This is a genomic window from Psychrobacter sp. I-STPA10 (genome assembly GCF_021012795.1).
Lineage (GTDB): Bacteria > Pseudomonadota > Gammaproteobacteria > Pseudomonadales > Moraxellaceae > Psychrobacter.
This window is the reverse complement of the sequence record NZ_VFYU01000027.1, coordinates 19,764-38,436: the sequence shown is the minus strand read 5'-3', so window position 1 is coordinate 38,436 and position 18,673 is coordinate 19,764. Positions and strand designations below refer to the sequence as shown.

Here is an 18,673-nt window from a genome sequence, read left to right as displayed (position 1 = left end):
ATAAACAATGGATTTGTCAAACTAATTCAATGAAAACCCTCAAGCTACGTATCAAAGACAAACACGCAAACCAGCTCAACAAACTAGCTGGCAGTGTTAACTATGTGTGGAACTATGTCAATGACTTGAGTTATAAATACTTAATGCGAACAGGTAAGTTCTTTTCAGCATATGAGCTAAATGCTTACACCAAAGGCAGCGGTGAACTACTAGGCTTACACTCACAAACTCTACAAGCCATCAACGAGACCCACACCAAAGCCCGCAAGCAATTCAAAAAAGCTAAACTCAACTGGCGAACAAACCGACCTGATGCCAAGCGTAAAAGTCTAGGCTGGATACCGTTTAAAAAATCAGCCATCAAACTGCTAGCAACAAGACAAAGCGGCAAGAAATCACTCAAATCAACCCTACAGCTTAGCCTAGCCAAAGGCAAAAAACTCATCATCGAAGTATGGGACAGCTACAATTTAACATTGTATGACCTAAATACCTGTGAATTAGTACAAGACTCAAGAGGTAGATGGTATGCCTGTATCACCGTCAAAAACCATCTAAAACAAATCTGTGGTACTGGTAGCGTCGGTATTGATTTAGGACTAAAAGAATCTGCCACCACCTCAAATGGTGACAAACTCACCACCAAACAAACGCAAAAATGGGCAAAAAAACTAGCAGTTGCTCAAAGAGCTAAAAACAAACAGCGTGTTAAAGCCATACACGCCAAAATCAAAAACACAAGGCAAGACTTAATTCACAAATTCACCACCCAATTAGTCAAAGACAATGCTCTAATTGTGGTCGGTGATGTGAAATCACGCTCATTCACAAGCAAGAAAACCAAACTGGCTAAATCAACATACGATGCAGGTTGGTTTGAACTCAAACGACAATTGGAGTACAAATGCAAGTATGCAGGTTGTCAGTTTGAGATTGTGGGTGAGAGTTACACCACCCAAACTTGCTCGTGCTGTGGCGATATGTCCAGTAGTCCGAAAGGTAGAGCAGGTTTGCGAATGAGAGAATGGCTATGTGCTGGGTGTGGCATATGGCATGATAGAGATATCAATGCAGCAAATAACATTCTTGCGGCAGGGTTTTGCCGTCTCGTTGGAGAAATCGCCACCTGATAGCGATGTTGCTATGAAAAGTGAGGGAATATCACTTTAGGGAGGGGAGGAAGTCAAATGCTATAGTGGCAATATTGATACATAATAAAATTTAGGAGATAGGAAATGAAAGGACGAGTGTTAAGCTTTTATACTCAGCAAAATCAGGGCGCAATATTAGGAGAAGATGGCAGACAGTATTCTTTTATGGGTACTCATTGGCAAGAGCAAGTCGCTCCAAGAGAAGATGACCAAGTTGAGTTTGCGGTGGATGCAACAGGTCAAGTGACCAACATCACCTATGATACGACAGCAACATCTGCAATTAATCTTGATAAGCCGCAACAGTCTGCACAGCCTCAGTATGCTACTGGGCACAGTCATACAACACAAGAACAACCAACTTTAGATAATGTTTATGCGTCACCAACCTCGCAGGTGTCACCCTCACCCACTTATAACTCTGCTCAAGATGCCTTATATGCTGAAGAAGAAGGCTATAACATGATTGACTGGACAAAAAAGTGCATGAGCAATTATGTTAACTTTAATGGACGCGCCCGACGTAAGGAGTATTGGTTTTTTTATTTGGCACAGATATTGATCTCTATGGCTATTGGTGCAGTTTTAGGCATTATAAGTGGGGCTATTGGTACAGATCTTACTATGATGAGCAATTTGGTTGGATTGATTTTTCTTTTACCCACACTTGCTGTTGGTTCAAGACGATTGCATGATATTGGCAAGTCGGGCTGGTGGCAGTTATTATGGTTAGTTCCTATCATTGGTTGGATATTATTAATTGTATGGTTTGCAACTGATACGACACCAGAAGTTAATCAATGGGGTGCACCAGCCAGACGGGTTTAGTGAAGAGTTTCTTGCTAATTTATAATACTTTGAAAAGAAAACCATCTTTCTTACAAGATGGTTTTTTTATTTTTTACATGAAAGTAAAAAGTAGCTGTATCTGTTGTAAATATCAGCTTAACGGGGTGAAACTTCAGAGAATGCAGGCAATTCGGGTAACTCATCCAAACTTGCCAATCCAAACGCATCTAAAAACTCATCCGTGGTATGCAGTAGGGCAGGGTGACCAATGGTATCTTTGTAGCCGTCCTCTTTTATCCAGCCTTTATCAAATAATTGACGCAAAATATTACTTGATAACGTCACCCCACGGATTTGCTCAATATCGCTACGAGTGACAGGCTGTTTGTAAGCAATCACACTCAGTGTTTCAAGTAAGGCTTGGCTCAGGCTTTCTAAGCGTTGCGGAAATACTTGCTGAATTAAGGGGCTGTATTGATTGTCAATCTGTAAGCGATAGCCACTGGCAGTATTATTGAGCCTAAGCACGCCATGAGACAGACGTTGTTGTAATATCACCAAAGCGGTCTCTAGCTCTTGTTTGGATAGGGATAAATGCTTTTTAAGCTGACTATCTGTTAATGGCGTTTCAGAAGCATGCAGTAATACTTCGATATGACGACTTAATTCTTCATAACGGGCATGAGATTGGGCAATTTCGGTATGTTTCATAGGTTGGCTTATAGATTCATTTATAGCTTAGTTCATGGTTTGGCTTTTTGATTTTACAAGATTATCAATATCTAATAATAACTGACGGGCAGGGTAATATTTCCAGTTTTCAATTATCCTAAATTTTTGATTAGCAGTGGCATGCATGCTTCGATAATATATGTCCCAATAGCTTGCCATTCTACTTTTTTGTCTTTGCCAAAATACTGGATTTTGCTGGATAAAGTCAGCAATTATCTTTGGATGTCTTTGAATAAATGGGGCTGTGTCTAGTTGAATTTCCAATACGTATTCACCCAGTAATCTGATGACAAAAGGAACAGCAATATCTGGATACTTGGTATCAGTCAGTAGATTTAAATGCTTTTGTCGAACAAAGCCATCATGATGGCGAGTGTATATACAGTGTATTATGGTTTGCTCAATCTCATTGAAATTTATCCACGAGATATTAGGTGAGGCATATTGTCGATAAAAAAGACAGAGTGTTTCACCTTGATAATAGACATATTCATTTTGTGAGTCAGAAGATGATGGTGAGCCATATTTACCAAGTTCATGTTTTATCAAATATTGCTCGACTTTTTTAGCAGATAAATGATATTGGCTTAAAAATGCAGTGGTTATCATATTGGTTTTACATATATTTTTGAGTTACGCCATCCACTTTAAAGTGAGTGTATTAAATGAGACTTCATGCACTTCGTTATCAGGTATTTCGGCAAGTCCAATTAAATGCCGTTTCATCAGCTCAAGCACTGCTACAAAACTCACCACCACCCCCAATTTACCTTGAGCAGGGTCAAGAAAATCGCTAAATTTACCACTGCCTTGCTGTGCCAACTGACGGCTAATACTAGCAATACGGTCAGCTAAGGGGACAGGGTCAATTTTAACGGTGTGCATTTGATAATCGGGTTTAAGTTGCATTTTTAGCAGACTTTCTACCAAAATCTTTGGAGCATAATTGGGTAGCTGTTTTGCCATCACCTCAGGGTCAGGCAGGCTTGCCAATGCTAAAAATACATCTCGCTCAAGGCGTACCAATTTATCCAATCGCTGACTGGCAGTTTTGATTTGCGCGTATTCCTCAAGGCGATGTATCAGCTCAGCTTTGGGGTCTCGTTCATCTTCAGGTAGCTCAGGGGCAGGTAATAACAGTTCAGTTTTGATGGCAATTAAGGTCGATGCCATTAGTAAATAATCCCCTGCCAACTCAAAATGGTCAGCGTCAAGCTGTTGAATATAGCTTAAATACTGCTCAGTAATCGGTAAAATGGCGGTATCAGTGATGTCAAAGTTATTCTTTTTGACTAAATATAATAAAAAATCTAAAGGGCCTGCAAACTGCTCTAACCAAATGGCAAACGCTTGCGGAGGAATGTATAAATCCTCTGGCAGGCTTTCGATGGGGGTTTGGTAGATACGGATATCATGTGGCGTTTCGAGTGCGGTGATCATATATAGTTAACTTTGTCGGACAGCCATAAATAATCCTGCCCCGATGGGCAGTGTGCTACATAGATAACGAGGGTCTTGTTTAAAAGTGGTTATAAAGTCTGCGACTTCATCGGCATGAGATATCACATTATCTACCACTAATATATGACTCTCACTGAGAGCATGGTGTAAATAATCAATATAATGCGAATAAAATTTGCGCTCTGCATCTAAAAAAATAAGCTCAAAAGTTTGTTGGTTTTGTTTTAAAAAGGTTTTGGCATCAATGACTTGCAAATCTACTTGATGCGATAAACCAACAGCTTGCAAATGTTGCCAAGCAATCTGGCTACGCTCGCTATCAATATCTAATGAGATAAGTTGGGGTTGCAGATTTATTTGTGAGTCTGACTGTGCAAGATTGTTTAACGCATAAGCCAACCATAAGGTAGAAAAACCTGTTGATGTACCGATTTCTAGAACCCTAAAAGCTTGTTTGGCAATCACCAAGCTGGCTAAAAATTTAGCAGATTCAGGCTCAAGGTGGCGATGGCGTGCCAGTCTGTCTGTTTGTTTGTCATCAAACGCTTTATTTTGCTGATACATATTTTCGCAATAATGAATAAAGCGTTGGGTATCAAAAGTGCTGTTAGAACTGGTTATGCTCATCGCCTTCTCACAGTTTACTTTAATAGCAAAATCTAGCTACTTCTTTAACTTTGCCAATGGTTTGATACCAATGGCTCGGCGGGTTTTATCCAGTTGCTTACGGCTATGACGGCGTGCTTTTTCTGCTCCCATTAGCAAAATCTCTTCAAGCTCAGCAGGGTTTGCCATGAGATGTTCATAACGCTCACGGAATGGGGCAATTTCACCGTTAATCTTATTAAATAAAATCTCTTTTGCCTCACCCCAACCAATGCCTGCTTCAAAGCGGGTGCGTAACTCGTTAATCTCATCAGCAGTGGCAAAGGCTTTATAAACCTCAAAAATGGTTGATTCGTCAGGATTTTTTGGCTCTTCGGGAGCTTGTGAATTGGTAACGATACGCATAATGGCTTTGTGTAGTTGCTTTTCACCATTAACTTGCGGATTTGGTTCACCAAATAATGGAATGGTATTGCTATAACTTTTGCTCATCTTACGCCCATCAAGCCCCGTTAATAAAGGCATGTCATCATTGACCATCTCTTTGGGTAGGGTAAATAGCGATTTATATTTATGGTTAAATGTCCCTGCAATATCACGAGCCATTTCAAGATGTTGTATTTGGTCACGTCCAACAGGTACGTGAGTGGCATTAAACATTAAAATATCAGCCGCCATTAACACTGGATAGCTAAATAACCCCATGGTAATACCGTGGTCGGGGTCAACGTCATTTTTTTCCATATTAATATCAACGGAGGCTTTATAAGCATGTGCTCGATTCATCAAGCCTTTGGCACAAGAGCAGTTTAAAATCCATGCTAATTCTGGAATCTCAGCGATGTCTGATTGACGATAAAATACCACTCGCTCTGGGTCTAGACCGCAGGCAAGCCATGTAGCGGCAATCATTTTGGTTGATTGATGAATTTGAGCTGGGTCAAAACATTTGATGATGCCATGATAATCGGCTAAAAAGAAAAACGCCTCATCATCACTATTTTGTACGGATTGTATGGCAGGGCGAATAGCACCCACATAGTTGCCTAAATGGGGAATACCTGTGGTGGTGATGCCTGTTAAAATGCGTCTTTTTTCTGCTTGCTCATTTGCTTGTTGGCTGTCTAACGGCTGATTGCTCATAAATTCTCTCTATTTACTTTGTTAAAAAGGTAAAAGTTAGAACCTGTATTCACAACCCATAAAGGTGGCTTTTTGCCTAAAATAGACGTACTACTGTGTTAAATTGTGGGTTAAATAGAATAACTATTTGCCCCCAAATTTGCCTTGTATTACGCCATTTTAGTCTAAAAATACTCTAATTTTGGATTATGAATGCAGGTTCTTAAAATAATCTTTTAGGGTGGATGGTCGCTTGCATGATAGTTTCTCTTACTTTTTCGCCTAACAAACATTATAACAAACTCACTGATTAAGTCAGTCATAATAGCGTGTACCATCTGCCTGATTTTTAAAACGGCGATGAAACCACATATATTGGGTGGGGTCGATACGAATAAGCCCCTCTAATAACTCATTAATTTTGTTTGCATCGGCGACTTCATTATCACTGGGGTAATCACTCAAAGCTGGAGTAATGGTAATGTGATAATGGGGACGTTTGCCTCGAGGTAGATTATCAGGAGTTTGCCGATAAAAATGCACCGCCATCACCGCAGGTGGGTTGTTTTTATCACCAAGTTTGGCAAGTCGACGTGGGGCAGTAATGGTGGCGGCGGGTACACCAAAAAACTCTGCCATCACCCCGTGAGCAAGACCAAAATCTTGGTCAGGTGTGTACCAAATCACATGTCCTTCTTTAATACTTTTAACCAATTGACGCATGTTTTTATGGTCAATTTGTGCATCAAAAATATGACGGCGGGCATTATAAATTAGCCATTCTAATAGGGCATTATTTTGTGGACGATAAACGCAATCCACCGCAAAAAACTGCGTACATAACCGACCACCCAAGTCTAACATGGTGTAATGAGCACCGAGTAATAGTACTGCTTTGCCTTGATTTTGGGCATTGACCAAATGCTGTAAGCCAGAGATGGACATAGTACGGGTAAAGATATTGGGACGAAACCATGCACACAGTGTCTCAAAGATACCAATGCCTTGATTAACAAAGACCTGCTTTGCCATCAGTATCCGTTCAATCTCAGGCTTTTCAGGAAAAGCAAGTTTTAGGTTGGTCAGTGTATCTTGTTGACGGCTTTTGACGAGGTGGTAAATACCGATCCCCAGTTTTTGCCCAAGCCAAAATTGCCAGCGTAAAGGCAGATAAATGAGCGGTAAAATAAGGGCAAGTAATAGCCAAATTCCCCAATATTTGGGGTGCAAAAACTGCCATTGAAAAGGTTGTTCGTTAGCAACATGTGTTTGTTTGTGGTTATCAGTGATGCTGGGCATGCCCTTTGGAATGGGCGGAGAGGGTGGCAGTTTGGCTTTATTATGTTGTTGGTTGGGTTGTTGTTGGATTGTTTGTGATACTCGGGCAGAAGAAGGAGTCTGCTTGGGATCAAATTGCTCAGGAGGCTTGATATTTGGTGTCTTTGACATGACTATTTCAAACTTAATGATACGGTAGATATATCATGGGGGCAATATTCATTTTATACAAATGCAAGCAGGGTTTGATTGTCATTGTATAGGTCAGGTTTAGCTCAGTGTTTTATATCACCCCCATATAGTCAAAGAATGACTAAACGGCTTTGGTGTTGCTTTTGGTTGTCATCACTTGCCTTATGTCCATTTTTTTTCTATGACTATATGCAGTATGTGTTTTAAATTTTTAGTCTTGCTCTAATTCATCCCAACGTTCCAGTTTTTCCATTAATAGCTCATCAATCTGGGTCAATCGTTCACTGGCAGCCATCGCTGCAACTAAGTCTTTAGTAAACCATGAGCCATCAGCCAGTTTGCTTTGTAAAGTTGCTTGCTCTTGTTCTAACTCAGCAATTTGTTTTGGGAGTGCATCAAGCTCACGTTGTTCGTTATAGCTCAATTTTCTTTTATTCGCAGTTGCCGTTATTGGTTTGGTTGAGGTTGAAGGCGTGGTTTTTTCAGCATTTTTTTTACGATCTGCTGCTTGCATCGCTTCTTCACGTTGCTGCTGACGCAAATAGTCTTGATAACCGCCGACATACTCTTTGACGATGCCTTTTCCTTGGTCGTCTTTATCAAAGACCCAAGTTGAGGTGACAACATTATCCATAAAAGCACGGTCATGGCTGATGAGTAAAATTGTGCCGTTAAAGCTGGCAACCGACTCTTCTAGTAGCTCAAGGGTTGCCATATCCAAGTCATTGGTTGGCTCATCGAGTACTAAAATATTGGCAGGCTTGAGTAGCTGTTTAGCAAGTAACACACGGTTTCGCTCACCTCCCGATAAGGCTTTGACAGGGGTACGCGCACGCTCAGGGGCAAATAAAAAGTCTTGCAAATAACTCATAATATGGGTTTTGCGCCCAGCAACTTCGATAAAATCTGAACCTTCAGAGACGTTTTGCGCCACGCTGGCTTCAAGGTCAAGTTGATCACGTAATTGATCAAAAAAGGCAATTTGCAGATTTGTACCCAGTTCAACACTGCCTGTTTTGATCACATCATCATCGGAGCGATCTAATATGGCATTAATTAGGGTAGTTTTACCGACCCCATTTGCACCAACAATACCGATTTTATCGCCCCGAATGATATTGGTACTAAAGTTATCGACCAATACATCACCGTCATACTCAAGATGCAAGTTTTTGACTTTACACACCAACTTGCCACTTTTTTCGCCATCGCTCATGGTGATATTAACATTGCCTACTTGCTCACGGCGGGCTTTGCGCTCTTCACGCAAGGCTTTGAGTTCACGTACACGCCCTTCATTACGGGTGCGACGGGCTTTGATGCCTTGACGTATCCACACCTCTTCTTGCGCCAGTTTTTTATCAAAGTTGGCATTGTTTTTTTCTTCGGCAAGCAATTGTTGCTCTTTTAGCTCTTGATAACGGGCATAACCGCCAGCACCTTGCGTCACATCATAGCTTGAGAGTTTGCCACGATCGAGCTCAACAATACGTGTGGCAAGTTTATCGACAAAGGCTCTATCATGGGTGACAAACAATAAGGTTAAGCCTTGCCAATCTTTTAAAAACTGCTCTAACCACTCAATACTCGCCACATCTAAGTGGTTGGTTGGCTCATCTAGCAGCAGTAAATCAGGCTTGGTAACCAATGCTCTAGCCAATAGCACACGGCGTTTACGTCCACCAGAGAGTGACGACAGGTCATCGTTAGGATCTAGTCCCATATTGGTCAGCAAAGTGGTTGCTTCTCGTTGCAAATCCCAGCCATGTACCGCATCAATTTCATGTTGCAGTTCTGCCATTTTCTCACAGGCTTTCATATCACCATTGCTACAAGCATCGACACTGTTTTCATAATCGATAAGTAGCTGAGCGGTCTGTTTACTGCCTCCCATCACAATGTCTAAGATACGCCCTTCACTTTCAGGTACATCTTGCTCTAACATGGCAATACGAATACTACTATTAATAATTACTTCACCACTGTCTGGTTGAATGTCACCATTGATGAGTTTAAATAAGGTGGATTTACCTTCACCATTGCGTCCAATCAGACATACTCGTTCGCCAGTATCGATACTAAAATCAATGCCGTCTAGGATGGGCGCAACACCAAAAGCGAGGTGAATGTTTTTTAGATGAATCAATGCCATAGATAATTTGTCTTACGTTGGGTTAAAATTGTGTTGCAGGGTGGTTGTGTGGGGTTACAATTGTGCCAATTATAGCATGCTCTGATTACTATCGTGCTATCGCATATCGTTTAATGTCTATTTAGGATACCATCATGACAGATTATATGAATGAACAACTGATTGCACTGCAAACAGCGGTTGCGCATCTAGAAGATAATGTTGACCGTTTAGATAAAGTAATTGCCAAGCAAGACCAACAGCTACAAAATATGCAAAGGCAACTACAACTGATGTATGCGCATCTAGATAATAAGAGTGAGCAGGGAATAGCCCCTTTTGATTTACTTGCTGATCGTCCGCCACACTATTGACTATTAATCACAATTAATTATTGGGATTTATTTTTATTTAATATGAAGGTGATGTGTTTATGGAGAATACAGAAACTCATAGAATGAATACAGAGTGTAAGTTATTTCTATTGATGTGTTGTTTTTGTATGTCATATAAATTACTATAACCAATATCATGTTTTATTTAGTAACTTTTTATTACTGATACCTATATTACGATTGGATATATTTGTTTTATATCATCTTTTCATATAGGGACACTTTTGGAGCAATATAATTTTCGTACTTTAATCTGATTAAAGTATAGTTTTTATATTCAAATAATTGTTAACAATTAGGATGTTTGGAGTACATATATAATGTCAATCCCTTCTTTTTCACTCAAAACTTTGGCAGTTGCAGTTGCTTCTTTTTCTATGGCTTCTGTTGCTGGAGCAGCAGGACTTGATCGTTCTGGACAAGATGTCACAGCATTTTTGCAAGACGGTACTTATGCAGAAGCTACTTATACCTATATTGATGCTGATGTCACAGGGTATGACAATGCAGCAGTACCTAACCGAGATACACCTAATAACTATAAACAAGGTAGAGAAATTGGTGATATTGCTGAATCTTATGACTTTTTCCGTTATGGGGTAAAAACAGATATCAATGATACCTTTAGTGTTGGTGTCTTATATGATGAGCCATTTGGCGCAGCAGCTGCGTATAGTGGTAGTAATAACTTTGTTTCTGGCGACTTAAATGAAATTAACTCAATGGTTAGTCAATTAACAAATGGTAAAGTTACCAATGTGAGTCAGTTACCAACGGTGATTAGAACAATAGGTATTGGTGCACAACAAGCTGCTGCTGCTGCTCAAACGGCTGCTACTGCCGCTGCCACTGCACAGCAAGCAGGTAATGTTGCTGATGCCCAAAAGTTTGCACAACAAGCACAAGCATATAAAGAAAAAGCAAAAGAACTAGAGAAACAAGCGAAAGATTTAGCTGGGCTAGGTGCAGTTGCAGGTGGATTGGCAGATTCGCAAAATGAAGCCACTCAAGTCGAAGTGCGTAGCTATAACTTAACTGGTTTGGTTGGCGCTAAAATCGGCGATAACTTCCAAGTATATGGCGGTCCTGCTTTACAACGGGTTGAAGGGGAAGTGGCGTTACGCGGTCCTGCTTATCAAACAGCGGCTGGCTATACAGCACGTATTTCGCCTGACAATACACTTGGTTGGGTTGCTGGTGTGGCATTTATGAAGCCTGAAATCGGTCTTAAAGCAGCATTAACCTATCGTTCTAAAATTGAGCATAATAATAGTATTGATGAGTCCATGCCTGCATTGGATTCCTTACCTGAACCAGTAAAAACAGCTGCTAAACGTGCTGTAGCTACTAATGAAGCTGGTAAAATTGATATTACCACTCCAGAGTCTTATAACTTTGATTTTCAAACAGGTATCAACCGCACTACTTTAGCGACAGCAAAAATACGTTATGTGCCTTGGGGAGATTTTGCCATTGTGCCACCAATGTATAATGGTGCATCCAAACTAAGTTATGGTAAAGACGGATTACCCTTGGTGAGCTATGACAAAGATCAATGGCAGGTTGAATTGGGTCTGGCAAAACGCTTAACGCCAGCTTTGGCAGTATCTGGTACTGTGGGTTGGGACAGTGGCGCAGGTAATCCAACTACTTCATTAGGTCCTATCGAAGGCTACTATAGTGTTGGTGCAGGTGCAAAATATAACATCACACCAAATTGGGCAATCTCTGCTGGTGGTAAATACTTAATGTTTGGAGACTCTAAAGGTGTAGTACCAACAGGTCAGGTCGTGAGTAACTTTGAAGATAATGATGGCTATGCGTTTGGTGTAAAATTATCTTATCAAGATAAATAGATAATAAATTGTTAGTTAGATGTGAGGTGTTAGCCAGATTTTTATTTTCTGGCTAATGAACAAAAGGTCAGATAGAAAATGGTACATTTGCTTACCGTTTCTGGCTAATCCTTATAATCTAAAGAATTCATTAAAAAACCACCTTTTTAGGTGGTTTTTTTTAATGGATTAATTAAAAAAATCTGCCATTGTATACAAACTTGCTTATGATTGTTATCTTCGATAATGGATTATTTCTTTAATGTAATTATAAGTAAATAAATAAAATACCAATATATATACCAACATATAGCTGTAATGATGAAGCTGAACAATTTAACTCACTAATTAGCGCATCATGACATCATGGAGGATTTCAATGTCAAAAGCTTTTACCCTATCAAATATGACTTGCGCCATTACCACTGTATCCATCACTTCAATCGCGGGCGCAGCAGGGTTAGATCGCACCAGCCAACCTAGTGCGCAGTTTAGTGAGAATGGTACTCAGGCTTATATCAGTGCATTTCATGTGACACCAAAAATTTCTGGGGTAGAAGAAGACGGAAAAATTATCGATAGTGTTTCTAAAGACTATACTGTATATAGTTATGGTGCTAAAACCGATGTGAATGATACGGTTAGTGTGGGTGTGTATTATGAGCAGCCGTTTGGTTCGGATGTTTATTTTGAGGGTGAAAATACGTTTGTCGATTACTCTGATAAAAATAATATTAAATCCAGTGAAGCGATTGTACGCAGTGATAACTTTACGGGTTTAGTCAATGTGAAACTTGGCGACAACTTTCAGGTATATGGTGGCCCAGTATTACAAAAGCTTGAGGGCAGTTTACAAGTACATGGCAATCCTCCCAAAACGCCTAAAGAAGCAAAAGAGAGTAAGCTTGGTGTATTAAACAGCTATGAGCTAGATATCATCAAAAATACAGAATATGGTTATATGGTGGGTGCGGCGTATAGTAAACCTGAAATTGGTTTAAAGGCGGCCATTACCTATCGTTCTGCCATTGATCATGATATGACTTATGCCGAATCCATGCCACTTGTCAAAACACCTGCGTTGCAACCTCTTAATCTCAAAGATTCTCAAACGGCGAAGGCAGGATTGGAGTTGCCACAATCGGTAAATATTGATTTTCAAACTGGCTTAAATCGTACTACTTTGTTAACTGCCCGTGCACGTTGGGTGCCTTGGAGTAAGTTTGCCATTGTACCGCCACTATTAAATGAAAATGGTAAGTTCTTATCAAAGGTAGTCAAAAATAAAGTGATTGATCAAGCACCAGTTTTGGCATATTCAGATGATTCTTATCAGATAGAGCTTGGGGTAGCCAAACGTCTAAGTCCACAACTGGCAGTATCGGGTAATATTGGCTGGGATAGTGGTGCAGGTAACCCTGTATCACCGTTAGGTCCTATAGAAGGTTATTACAGTGTTGGTGTGGGTGCTAAGTATAATATTACACCAAACTGGGCAATCAGTGGTGGTGCAAAATATTTGATGCTTGGTGATGCAGAAGGTCAATTATCTGCCAGTAAAACAAATGTTGGTAAGTTTGAAGGTAACAATGCCTATGTGGTTGGTTTGAAGTTATCCTATCAAGCTAAATAAGCAATTTTGCGATAAGTGAAAGATAAAAAGACAAAAAGATAAGGAACAACCGTTTTTTCGCCTTTGAAGAGTTAAAGATGGGATACATACTTTTTAGAATAACTATTTTTTAACTCTCAAATGACCCTATTTTTAAGATTCAATCACTGCCAAATCACGCACCATAAGTTGTACAGACTGACTGCCATTCCATTCATTAATATCAAGCTCAAATAATATATGCACTTGTTTAGCTCGGTAGTCCCATGTACTGCCATCATAATTAAACCAAATGGCATTAATGGGGTATTGCACATTGGGATAGTGCAAAGTCAGTTTTAGGTGTTTATCTTTTAAGATACGATGTTCAGCAACTGTAAATATGCCATCAAATATTGGTGGTGCAAAGCCATTACCCCAAATACTGCTTTGTTTGAGCATATCAGCAAAAGCTAAACTAAAGTCCTGTGGTTGCAACTGCCCATCAGTGAATTTTTGCTCATTAAATAATGCAGAATCCATTTGCTGCATCACCTGATCAAAAGCTTTGGCAAATTCTGTAAAATTCTGCCGCTCAATACTTAAACCTGCTGCCATGGCATGTCCACCAAAGTGGCTAATCAGATTTGGATGTTGTTCGGCTACTTGCTCAATGGCATCACGAATATGTATACCAGCAATAGAGCGGGCTGAGCCTTTAATCAAATCAGTTGCTTGAGTTTTTTGTGGATCAGCAGGCGCAAATACAATACTGGGTAAGTAATAAGATTCTTTGAGCCTACCTGCGACGATACCAATCACTCCTTGATGCCAATCATCTTGATACAGTATCAGGCTTTTGGGTGAGGCGGGGGTAGGTGTGTCATCAGTATTGGCAGGTGCAGTAATGGCTAGCTGTGCCACAATGGCATCTGCCTGTTCACGCATATCCCCTTCGACATGACGACGGGTACGGTTGAGTTTATCTAGCTCAAAGGCTAGTTGTTGAGCTTCTTTAGGATCATCAGTGGTTAAGCATTGTATGCCAATACTCATATTATCCATACGACCAGCGGCGTTAATACGTGGACCTAAAACAAAGCCAAAATCTTGTGCGGTAATTTTGCTATGATCTCGTCCTGCTTGCTCAAGAAGCGCCAATATACCAATGCAGCAGCGTCCTTGGCGTATGGCATGTAGACCATGATGTACTAAGATACGATTGTTATGGTCTAATAATCCCACATCGGCTATTGTGCCTAATGCGACCAAATCCAGATATTGACTCACTTGAACTGTGGTTTTACCTGCATGACGGCGTAATTTTGCCAGCCTTCCAAGTAGATAAAATGCCACACCAACGCCGACTAATGACTTACTGGCAAAGTGACAGCCGAGCTGATTGGGATTGACAACGGCATCAGCTTTAGGGGTGGGTTTGGTCGTTAGATGATGATCAGTAATGATCACATCAATATTAGCTGCTTTGGCTTTATCAACCCCTTCATGGCTAGAGATACCATTATCGACAGTGACTATTAAATTAGGTTGGTAGTCATCAATGGCAAGCTGAACAATTTCTGGGGTAAGACCATAGCCATATTTAAAGCGGTCAGGGACAACAAAGTCTACCACTGCGCCCATCTGTGTTAATACTCTTAACATAAGTGCAGTGCTGGTCGCACCATCGCAATCAAAATCACCGACAATTAAAATCTGCCGCTGTAAGTCAATCGCTGTATCTAAAATATGAGTGGCTTTATCAATATCAAGCAGATCATCAGCGGATAACATGGCAGAAAAGTTATGCGTGAGTTCATCTGCTGAGGTAATACCACGGCTGATAAATAATCTGGTTAGGGTCGGGGCAGTTTGTGCCAGATTAGATAAATCTTCAGGTATCTTATCTGCCCAATTATCTGTATATCTTGGAGTTAAATTTAGCATGCAGCTATTGTACTGGGGTTGTTGGTATTTATAAATATCTAAATTCAAAAAACCAAAATTTTCTTTATTTAACCCCAAGTTTCATATTGGCTAGAGTCTGCATAGATAGAGCAATATGTGTAAAAAATAGTAATAATTTACAAAAACCCTAAATAGATACTATCTTAGATGGGTAATTTTGGCATTTTGCATACAAAGCATTGCTTGTGCTATTGGCAATAACAGGTAAAATATGCTTCAAGTTTTGGAACAATTTATTCGTTTATCTTAACTTATAATTCACTTAAAAAGGACTATGTCATGCAAACAACACCAGATTTAGAAAAATTACCAGATAGCATTGATCCAGATTTAGATTTGGATAGAGTAAAAGAGCAATGCCGTAAGTTGGTCAAAAAACGTGCTAAATATTCAGCGGGTGTTGCAGTTGTGCCTGTTCCATTTTTAGATGTGGCAGTCGATGCAGGTTTGTTGACCCAGCTACTACCAGAGATTAGTGAGCGTTTTGGTTTGATCTCTGAGCGTGAGTCTGCCATTGATTTGCAATCAAAGGAAGTCCATTGGGCAGAAATGAAAGATAGAGCCATTGAGTTTGCTGGTTTAATGGCGACTCGTGGTATCGTTAAAAAGACTATACAGGGCTTTGGTGGACGTATCGTTGCCAAGCAAGTAACTAAGTTTGTACCTCTAGGTGGGCAAATTGTGGCTGCCTCAATGGGTTATATGATTTTTAAGAAAATTGCATTTGATCACATTGACCAATGTTATAAGCTTGCAAAGGAGATTCAGCAAAAACAGCACAGTAAAACGGTCAATAGTGCAGCAAATACAGCCAATGCCAATAAAGCTGATACAACTAACTCTGAAAAAAAAAGTGTAGAGGATTCTGCCGACGATAAATCAATTGTCGATAAAGTCATGGATAAAGCATCAGTTGCGATTGATAAAGCTTCGGAAAAAGTAAATGAGGTGATGAATAAAGCCTCAGAGAAGGCATCTGAAGTGGCAGATAAAGCGACTGATGCTGCCGAGCAAGCTTCAGAAAAAGCAGAAGAAGTTGCTGATAAAGCCTCAGAAAAAGCATCTGAAGTAGCAGACAAAGCGAGTAATGCTGCCGAGCAAGCTTCAGAAAAGGCAGAAGAAGTTGCTGATAAAGCCTCAGAAAAAGCATCTGAAGTAGCAGATAAAGCGAGTGATGTTGCCAAGCAAGCATCAGAAAAGGCAGAAGAAGTTGCTGATAAAGCCTCAGAGAAAGCATCTGAAGTAGCAGATGAAGCGAGTGATGCTGCCGAGCAGGCGTCAGAAAAGGCAGAAGAAGTTGCTGGTAAAGCCTCAAAGAAAGCATCAGAAAAGACAGCGAATGAAGACTCTGCAAAAAAAGCAGAAGAAGTTGCGGATAAAGCGGCTGCTGCGATTAAAAAAGCTTCATACCATTATAAAAATTACTCAAAATCAAAATAAGTTTGGGTGATAACAATTTGAATGTTTTTTTAAACAATCTTAAAATATAGAAATATAGGTAGGATAATAGCTTGTAAAGTTAAGCCCTCTAAAGTCAGGCTTTAGAGGGCTTTTGTATGGATAAACTGTTTGGATAGCGCGCTAGAGTAGATAATTAAGGAGTAAAAAGCTGACAGCAGACATAGCAGCAGCAGCAGGTAAGGTAATGACCCAAGCTAAGCCGATGGGTTTCATAAGAGACCAGTTTGTATTGTGGTTTACCATACCAATACCGAGTACAGCACCAACCAATGTGTGTGTGCTTGAGATGGGCAAGCCAAGCAAAGATGCGCCCATCACCACCGCAGCCGCAGATAGCTCAGCAGAAAAACCTGACGCAGGGTGCATCTCTGCCAAATCAGTACCAACAGTTTGAATGACATCTTTACCAATAAACCATAAGCCAGCGATGAGTGCGATACCAAAGGTAATCATCACTGTACTAGGCACAGCCGCATCGGCGGCAATGGCGTTATTGCGAATAACATCCATAATGGCAGCAAAAGGTCCCACCGCATTGGCAATGTCATTTGCGCCATGACTAAATGCAAAGCCTGATGCAGTAAATACTTGCATCCAACTAAATAAAATAAACGTAGTACGACCCAAATCTTCGGTTTGTTTACCACGTAGGCTTTTGATATAGATGAATGTGGTGAGCCAAATTAATGCACCGACCATACTGATAATCAAAAATGCATGTAATGTGGTTAGGCTTAGATGAATGTTTTTAAGACCTTTAAATACCACCATGGCGGTCATAACCATGCCACCAAAAGCAGCAATCAGTGGTACCCAAGTTTTTATTGCTTTGAGGGTATCAAGGGTGTTACGTTGATGCTCGATATCGTATAAGCTTTGGTAGTAATCAGTCTCAAGCTCATCTCGGCTAATATCGCTATGTTTATACATTTCTTGGTCACGTACCATCGCCGCAGTATATGCCAATTGTAATGATTCAGATAGCTGATTAAAAAAGTGTTTATGTTGTTTTTTTAATGCTTTTTTGGCAACTTTAATCTCAGCCAATTGAGATTGTGCACGCTCATTGTAGGTTAATATGTTGGTTTTGATTGTGCCATACAACATATAAGCGAGAATACCACCTAATAATGGTGACAGTACCCAAGATAGGGCAATCTCGCCAATTTTTGACCATTGAACAGTACTTAATGCTTGATCCGTACCACCCAAATTTAATCCTAATACAATAGAGCTGCCAACTACACCACCAATGATGGCATGGGTTGTGGAGACAGGCAGCCCTTTTTTTGTGGCTAATAGTAGCCAAAATGCCGCTGCTATTAGGGCAGAGAGCATGATATAGATAAATTGAGTGGGCTCAACGGGCAGACCACTTAAATCGACAATACCTTTACGAATGGTGTCAGTGACTTCGCCACCTGCCAAGATTGCCCCTGATACTTCAAAAATGGCAGCAACCGCTAAGGCTTGTGGAATGGTCAGTGTGCCTGCACCGACCGAAGTACCGAAGGAGTTGGCAACATCATTACCACCAATATTAAATGCCATAAATACGCCAAATAAAGTGGCAATGACAAATAACAGGGTTTGTTGGTATAAGGTATAGTTCAGCCCCCAATATAAAAAATAGCCAGTCATTGCTATCAATAAAATGGCAAAGAAGGCATTGGTACCTGTTGGGGATTTGGTTTGAGCGTCTACTGGTATGGCATTAGGAAACTTCTTTGGGGTTTTTGGCATAGTATTGTGGCAGCTATTGACAACCCAAGAAGGGGTTGTGTGAATGAGAAAAAAGAGCGTCAATAAGGCAGAAAATTAGTTAGCGTATATCAGCCTAAGCATATTTTTCTACTTGTTTACTTAAGACTTTTGCTCAAGCGGCGCAATTTTATCATTAACTTTGTTTATATGCCTAACAAAAAGGCATATTTTTAGCAAAAAATAGGATCAATTGTTAA

Annotated in this window: 14 protein-coding genes and 1 pseudogene; 6 read left to right on the top strand and 9 right to left on the bottom strand. The window is 40.3% G+C overall.

The features are described 5' to 3' along the window. Nucleotides 1–29: 29 nt before the first annotated feature. Together FHK89_RS13315 and FHK89_RS13310 are read left to right on the top strand one after the other, a co-directional pair. Nucleotides 30–1,130, top strand: coding sequence for an RNA-guided endonuclease InsQ/TnpB family protein (locus FHK89_RS13315; RefSeq protein ID WP_230661260.1), 1,101 nt, complete (start codon nucleotides 30–32; stop codon nucleotides 1,128–1,130). 105 nt (nucleotides 1,131–1,235) lie between these two features. Next, nucleotides 1,236–1,979, top strand: a complete 744-nt coding sequence (locus FHK89_RS13310) for a DUF805 domain-containing protein (protein ID WP_230661257.1) — start codon at nucleotides 1,236–1,238, stop codon at nucleotides 1,977–1,979. A gap of 117 nt (nucleotides 1,980–2,096) precedes the next feature. On the opposite strand, the gene scpB is transcribed toward FHK89_RS13310, so the two are convergent. The 7 genes from scpB to FHK89_RS13275 all read right to left on the bottom strand — a co-directional run bounded on the left by scpB (nucleotide 2,097) and on the right by FHK89_RS13275 (nucleotide 9,483). After that, nucleotides 2,097–2,651, bottom strand: a complete 555-nt coding sequence (gene scpB, locus FHK89_RS13305; protein WP_230661254.1) for an SMC-Scp complex subunit ScpB — start codon at nucleotides 2,649–2,651, stop codon at nucleotides 2,097–2,099. 27 nt (nucleotides 2,652–2,678) lie between these two features. Beyond that, the gene (locus FHK89_RS13300; protein ID WP_230661251.1) at nucleotides 2,679–3,281 is read right to left on the bottom strand and encodes a hypothetical protein; all 603 of its coding nucleotides are present in this window, start codon (nucleotides 3,279–3,281) and stop codon (nucleotides 2,679–2,681) included. 24 nt (nucleotides 3,282–3,305) lie between these two features. After that, the gene (locus FHK89_RS13295) at nucleotides 3,306–4,112 is read right to left on the bottom strand and encodes a segregation and condensation protein A (RefSeq protein ID WP_230661248.1); all 807 of its coding nucleotides are present in this window, start codon (nucleotides 4,110–4,112) and stop codon (nucleotides 3,306–3,308) included. Nucleotides 4,113–4,118: 6 nt separating this feature from the next. Continuing rightward, nucleotides 4,119–4,760, bottom strand: a complete 642-nt coding sequence (locus FHK89_RS13290; protein ID WP_230661245.1) for an O-methyltransferase — start codon at nucleotides 4,758–4,760, stop codon at nucleotides 4,119–4,121. A 36-nt stretch (nucleotides 4,761–4,796) separates the two neighbouring features. Further along, nucleotides 4,797–5,882 carry a tryptophan--tRNA ligase gene (trpS, locus tag FHK89_RS13285; RefSeq protein WP_230661243.1) on the bottom strand — a complete coding sequence of 362 codons (1,086 nt, stop codon included), beginning with the start codon at nucleotides 5,880–5,882 and terminating at the stop codon, nucleotides 4,797–4,799. Nucleotides 5,883–6,176: 294 nt separating this feature from the next. Continuing rightward, nucleotides 6,177–7,160, bottom strand: a complete 984-nt coding sequence (locus tag FHK89_RS13280; RefSeq protein WP_230661345.1) for an LpxL/LpxP family acyltransferase — start codon at nucleotides 7,158–7,160, stop codon at nucleotides 6,177–6,179. 382 nt (nucleotides 7,161–7,542) lie between these two features. Continuing rightward, on the bottom strand, nucleotides 7,543–9,483 hold the full coding sequence (locus FHK89_RS13275; protein ID WP_230661241.1) for an ATP-binding cassette domain-containing protein: 1,941 nt from the start codon (nucleotides 9,481–9,483) through the stop codon (nucleotides 7,543–7,545). Nucleotides 9,484–9,617: 134 nt separating this feature from the next. Between FHK89_RS13275 and FHK89_RS13270 the strand changes: the two genes are divergently transcribed. From FHK89_RS13270 to FHK89_RS13260, 3 genes are all read left to right on the top strand, one after another. Further along, nucleotides 9,618–9,836: a SlyX family protein gene (locus FHK89_RS13270; protein WP_230661238.1), complete on the top strand. Its 219-nt coding sequence runs from the start codon at nucleotides 9,618–9,620 to the stop codon at nucleotides 9,834–9,836. 341 nt (nucleotides 9,837–10,177) lie between these two features. After that, the gene (locus FHK89_RS13265; protein WP_230661235.1) at nucleotides 10,178–11,713 is read left to right on the top strand and encodes an outer membrane protein transport protein; all 1,536 of its coding nucleotides are present in this window, start codon (nucleotides 10,178–10,180) and stop codon (nucleotides 11,711–11,713) included. A 358-nt stretch (nucleotides 11,714–12,071) separates the two neighbouring features. Next, nucleotides 12,072–13,325: an OmpP1/FadL family transporter gene (locus tag FHK89_RS13260; RefSeq protein WP_230661232.1), complete on the top strand. Its 1,254-nt coding sequence runs from the start codon at nucleotides 12,072–12,074 to the stop codon at nucleotides 13,323–13,325. Nucleotides 13,326–13,457: 132 nt separating this feature from the next. On the opposite strand, the gene recJ is transcribed toward FHK89_RS13260, so the two are convergent. Continuing rightward, nucleotides 13,458–15,230, bottom strand: a complete 1,773-nt coding sequence (recJ, locus tag FHK89_RS13255; protein WP_230661229.1) for a single-stranded-DNA-specific exonuclease RecJ — start codon at nucleotides 15,228–15,230, stop codon at nucleotides 13,458–13,460. Between the two features lie 300 nt (nucleotides 15,231–15,530). On the opposite strand from recJ, the pseudogene FHK89_RS13250 reads away from it, so the two are divergent. Next, a pseudogene (locus FHK89_RS13250) lies at nucleotides 15,531–16,043 on the top strand (hypothetical protein); the annotation flags it as partial. A gap of 789 nt (nucleotides 16,044–16,832) precedes the next feature. Here FHK89_RS13250 and FHK89_RS13245 read toward each other — a convergent pair. Then, nucleotides 16,833–18,455: an inorganic phosphate transporter gene (locus FHK89_RS13245; protein ID WP_230661226.1), complete on the bottom strand. Its 1,623-nt coding sequence runs from the start codon at nucleotides 18,453–18,455 to the stop codon at nucleotides 16,833–16,835. Between the last annotated feature and the right edge of the window lie 218 nt (nucleotides 18,456–18,673).

Coding starts and splice junctions, on each gene's coding strand:
- trpS (WP_230661243.1), bottom strand. CDS start 5,882: ATGAGCAATCAGCCGTTAGACAGCCAACAAGCAAATGAGCAAGCAGAA.
- FHK89_RS13310 (WP_230661257.1), top strand. CDS start 1,236: ATGAAAGGACGAGTGTTAAGCTTTTATACTCAGCAAAATCAGGGCGCA.
- FHK89_RS13295 (WP_230661248.1), bottom strand. CDS start 4,112: ATGATCACCGCACTCGAAACGCCACATGATATCCGTATCTACCAAACC.
- FHK89_RS13290 (WP_230661245.1), bottom strand. CDS start 4,760: ATGAGCATAACCAGTTCTAACAGCACTTTTGATACCCAACGCTTTATT.
- FHK89_RS13315 (WP_230661260.1), top strand. CDS start 30: ATGAAAACCCTCAAGCTACGTATCAAAGACAAACACGCAAACCAGCTC.
- FHK89_RS13300 (WP_230661251.1), bottom strand. CDS start 3,281: ATGATAACCACTGCATTTTTAAGCCAATATCATTTATCTGCTAAAAAA.
- FHK89_RS13270 (WP_230661238.1), top strand. CDS start 9,618: ATGACAGATTATATGAATGAACAACTGATTGCACTGCAAACAGCGGTT.
- FHK89_RS13275 (WP_230661241.1), bottom strand. CDS start 9,483: ATGGCATTGATTCATCTAAAAAACATTCACCTCGCTTTTGGTGTTGCG.
- FHK89_RS13265 (WP_230661235.1), top strand. CDS start 10,178: ATGTCAATCCCTTCTTTTTCACTCAAAACTTTGGCAGTTGCAGTTGCT.
- FHK89_RS13245 (WP_230661226.1), bottom strand. CDS start 18,455: ATGCCAAAAACCCCAAAGAAGTTTCCTAATGCCATACCAGTAGACGCT.
- FHK89_RS13260 (WP_230661232.1), top strand. CDS start 12,072: ATGTCAAAAGCTTTTACCCTATCAAATATGACTTGCGCCATTACCACT.
- FHK89_RS13280 (WP_230661345.1), bottom strand. CDS start 7,160: ATGCCCAGCATCACTGATAACCACAAACAAACACATGTTGCTAACGAA.
- scpB (WP_230661254.1), bottom strand. CDS start 2,651: ATGAAACATACCGAAATTGCCCAATCTCATGCCCGTTATGAAGAATTA.
- recJ (WP_230661229.1), bottom strand. CDS start 15,230: ATGCTAAATTTAACTCCAAGATATACAGATAATTGGGCAGATAAGATA.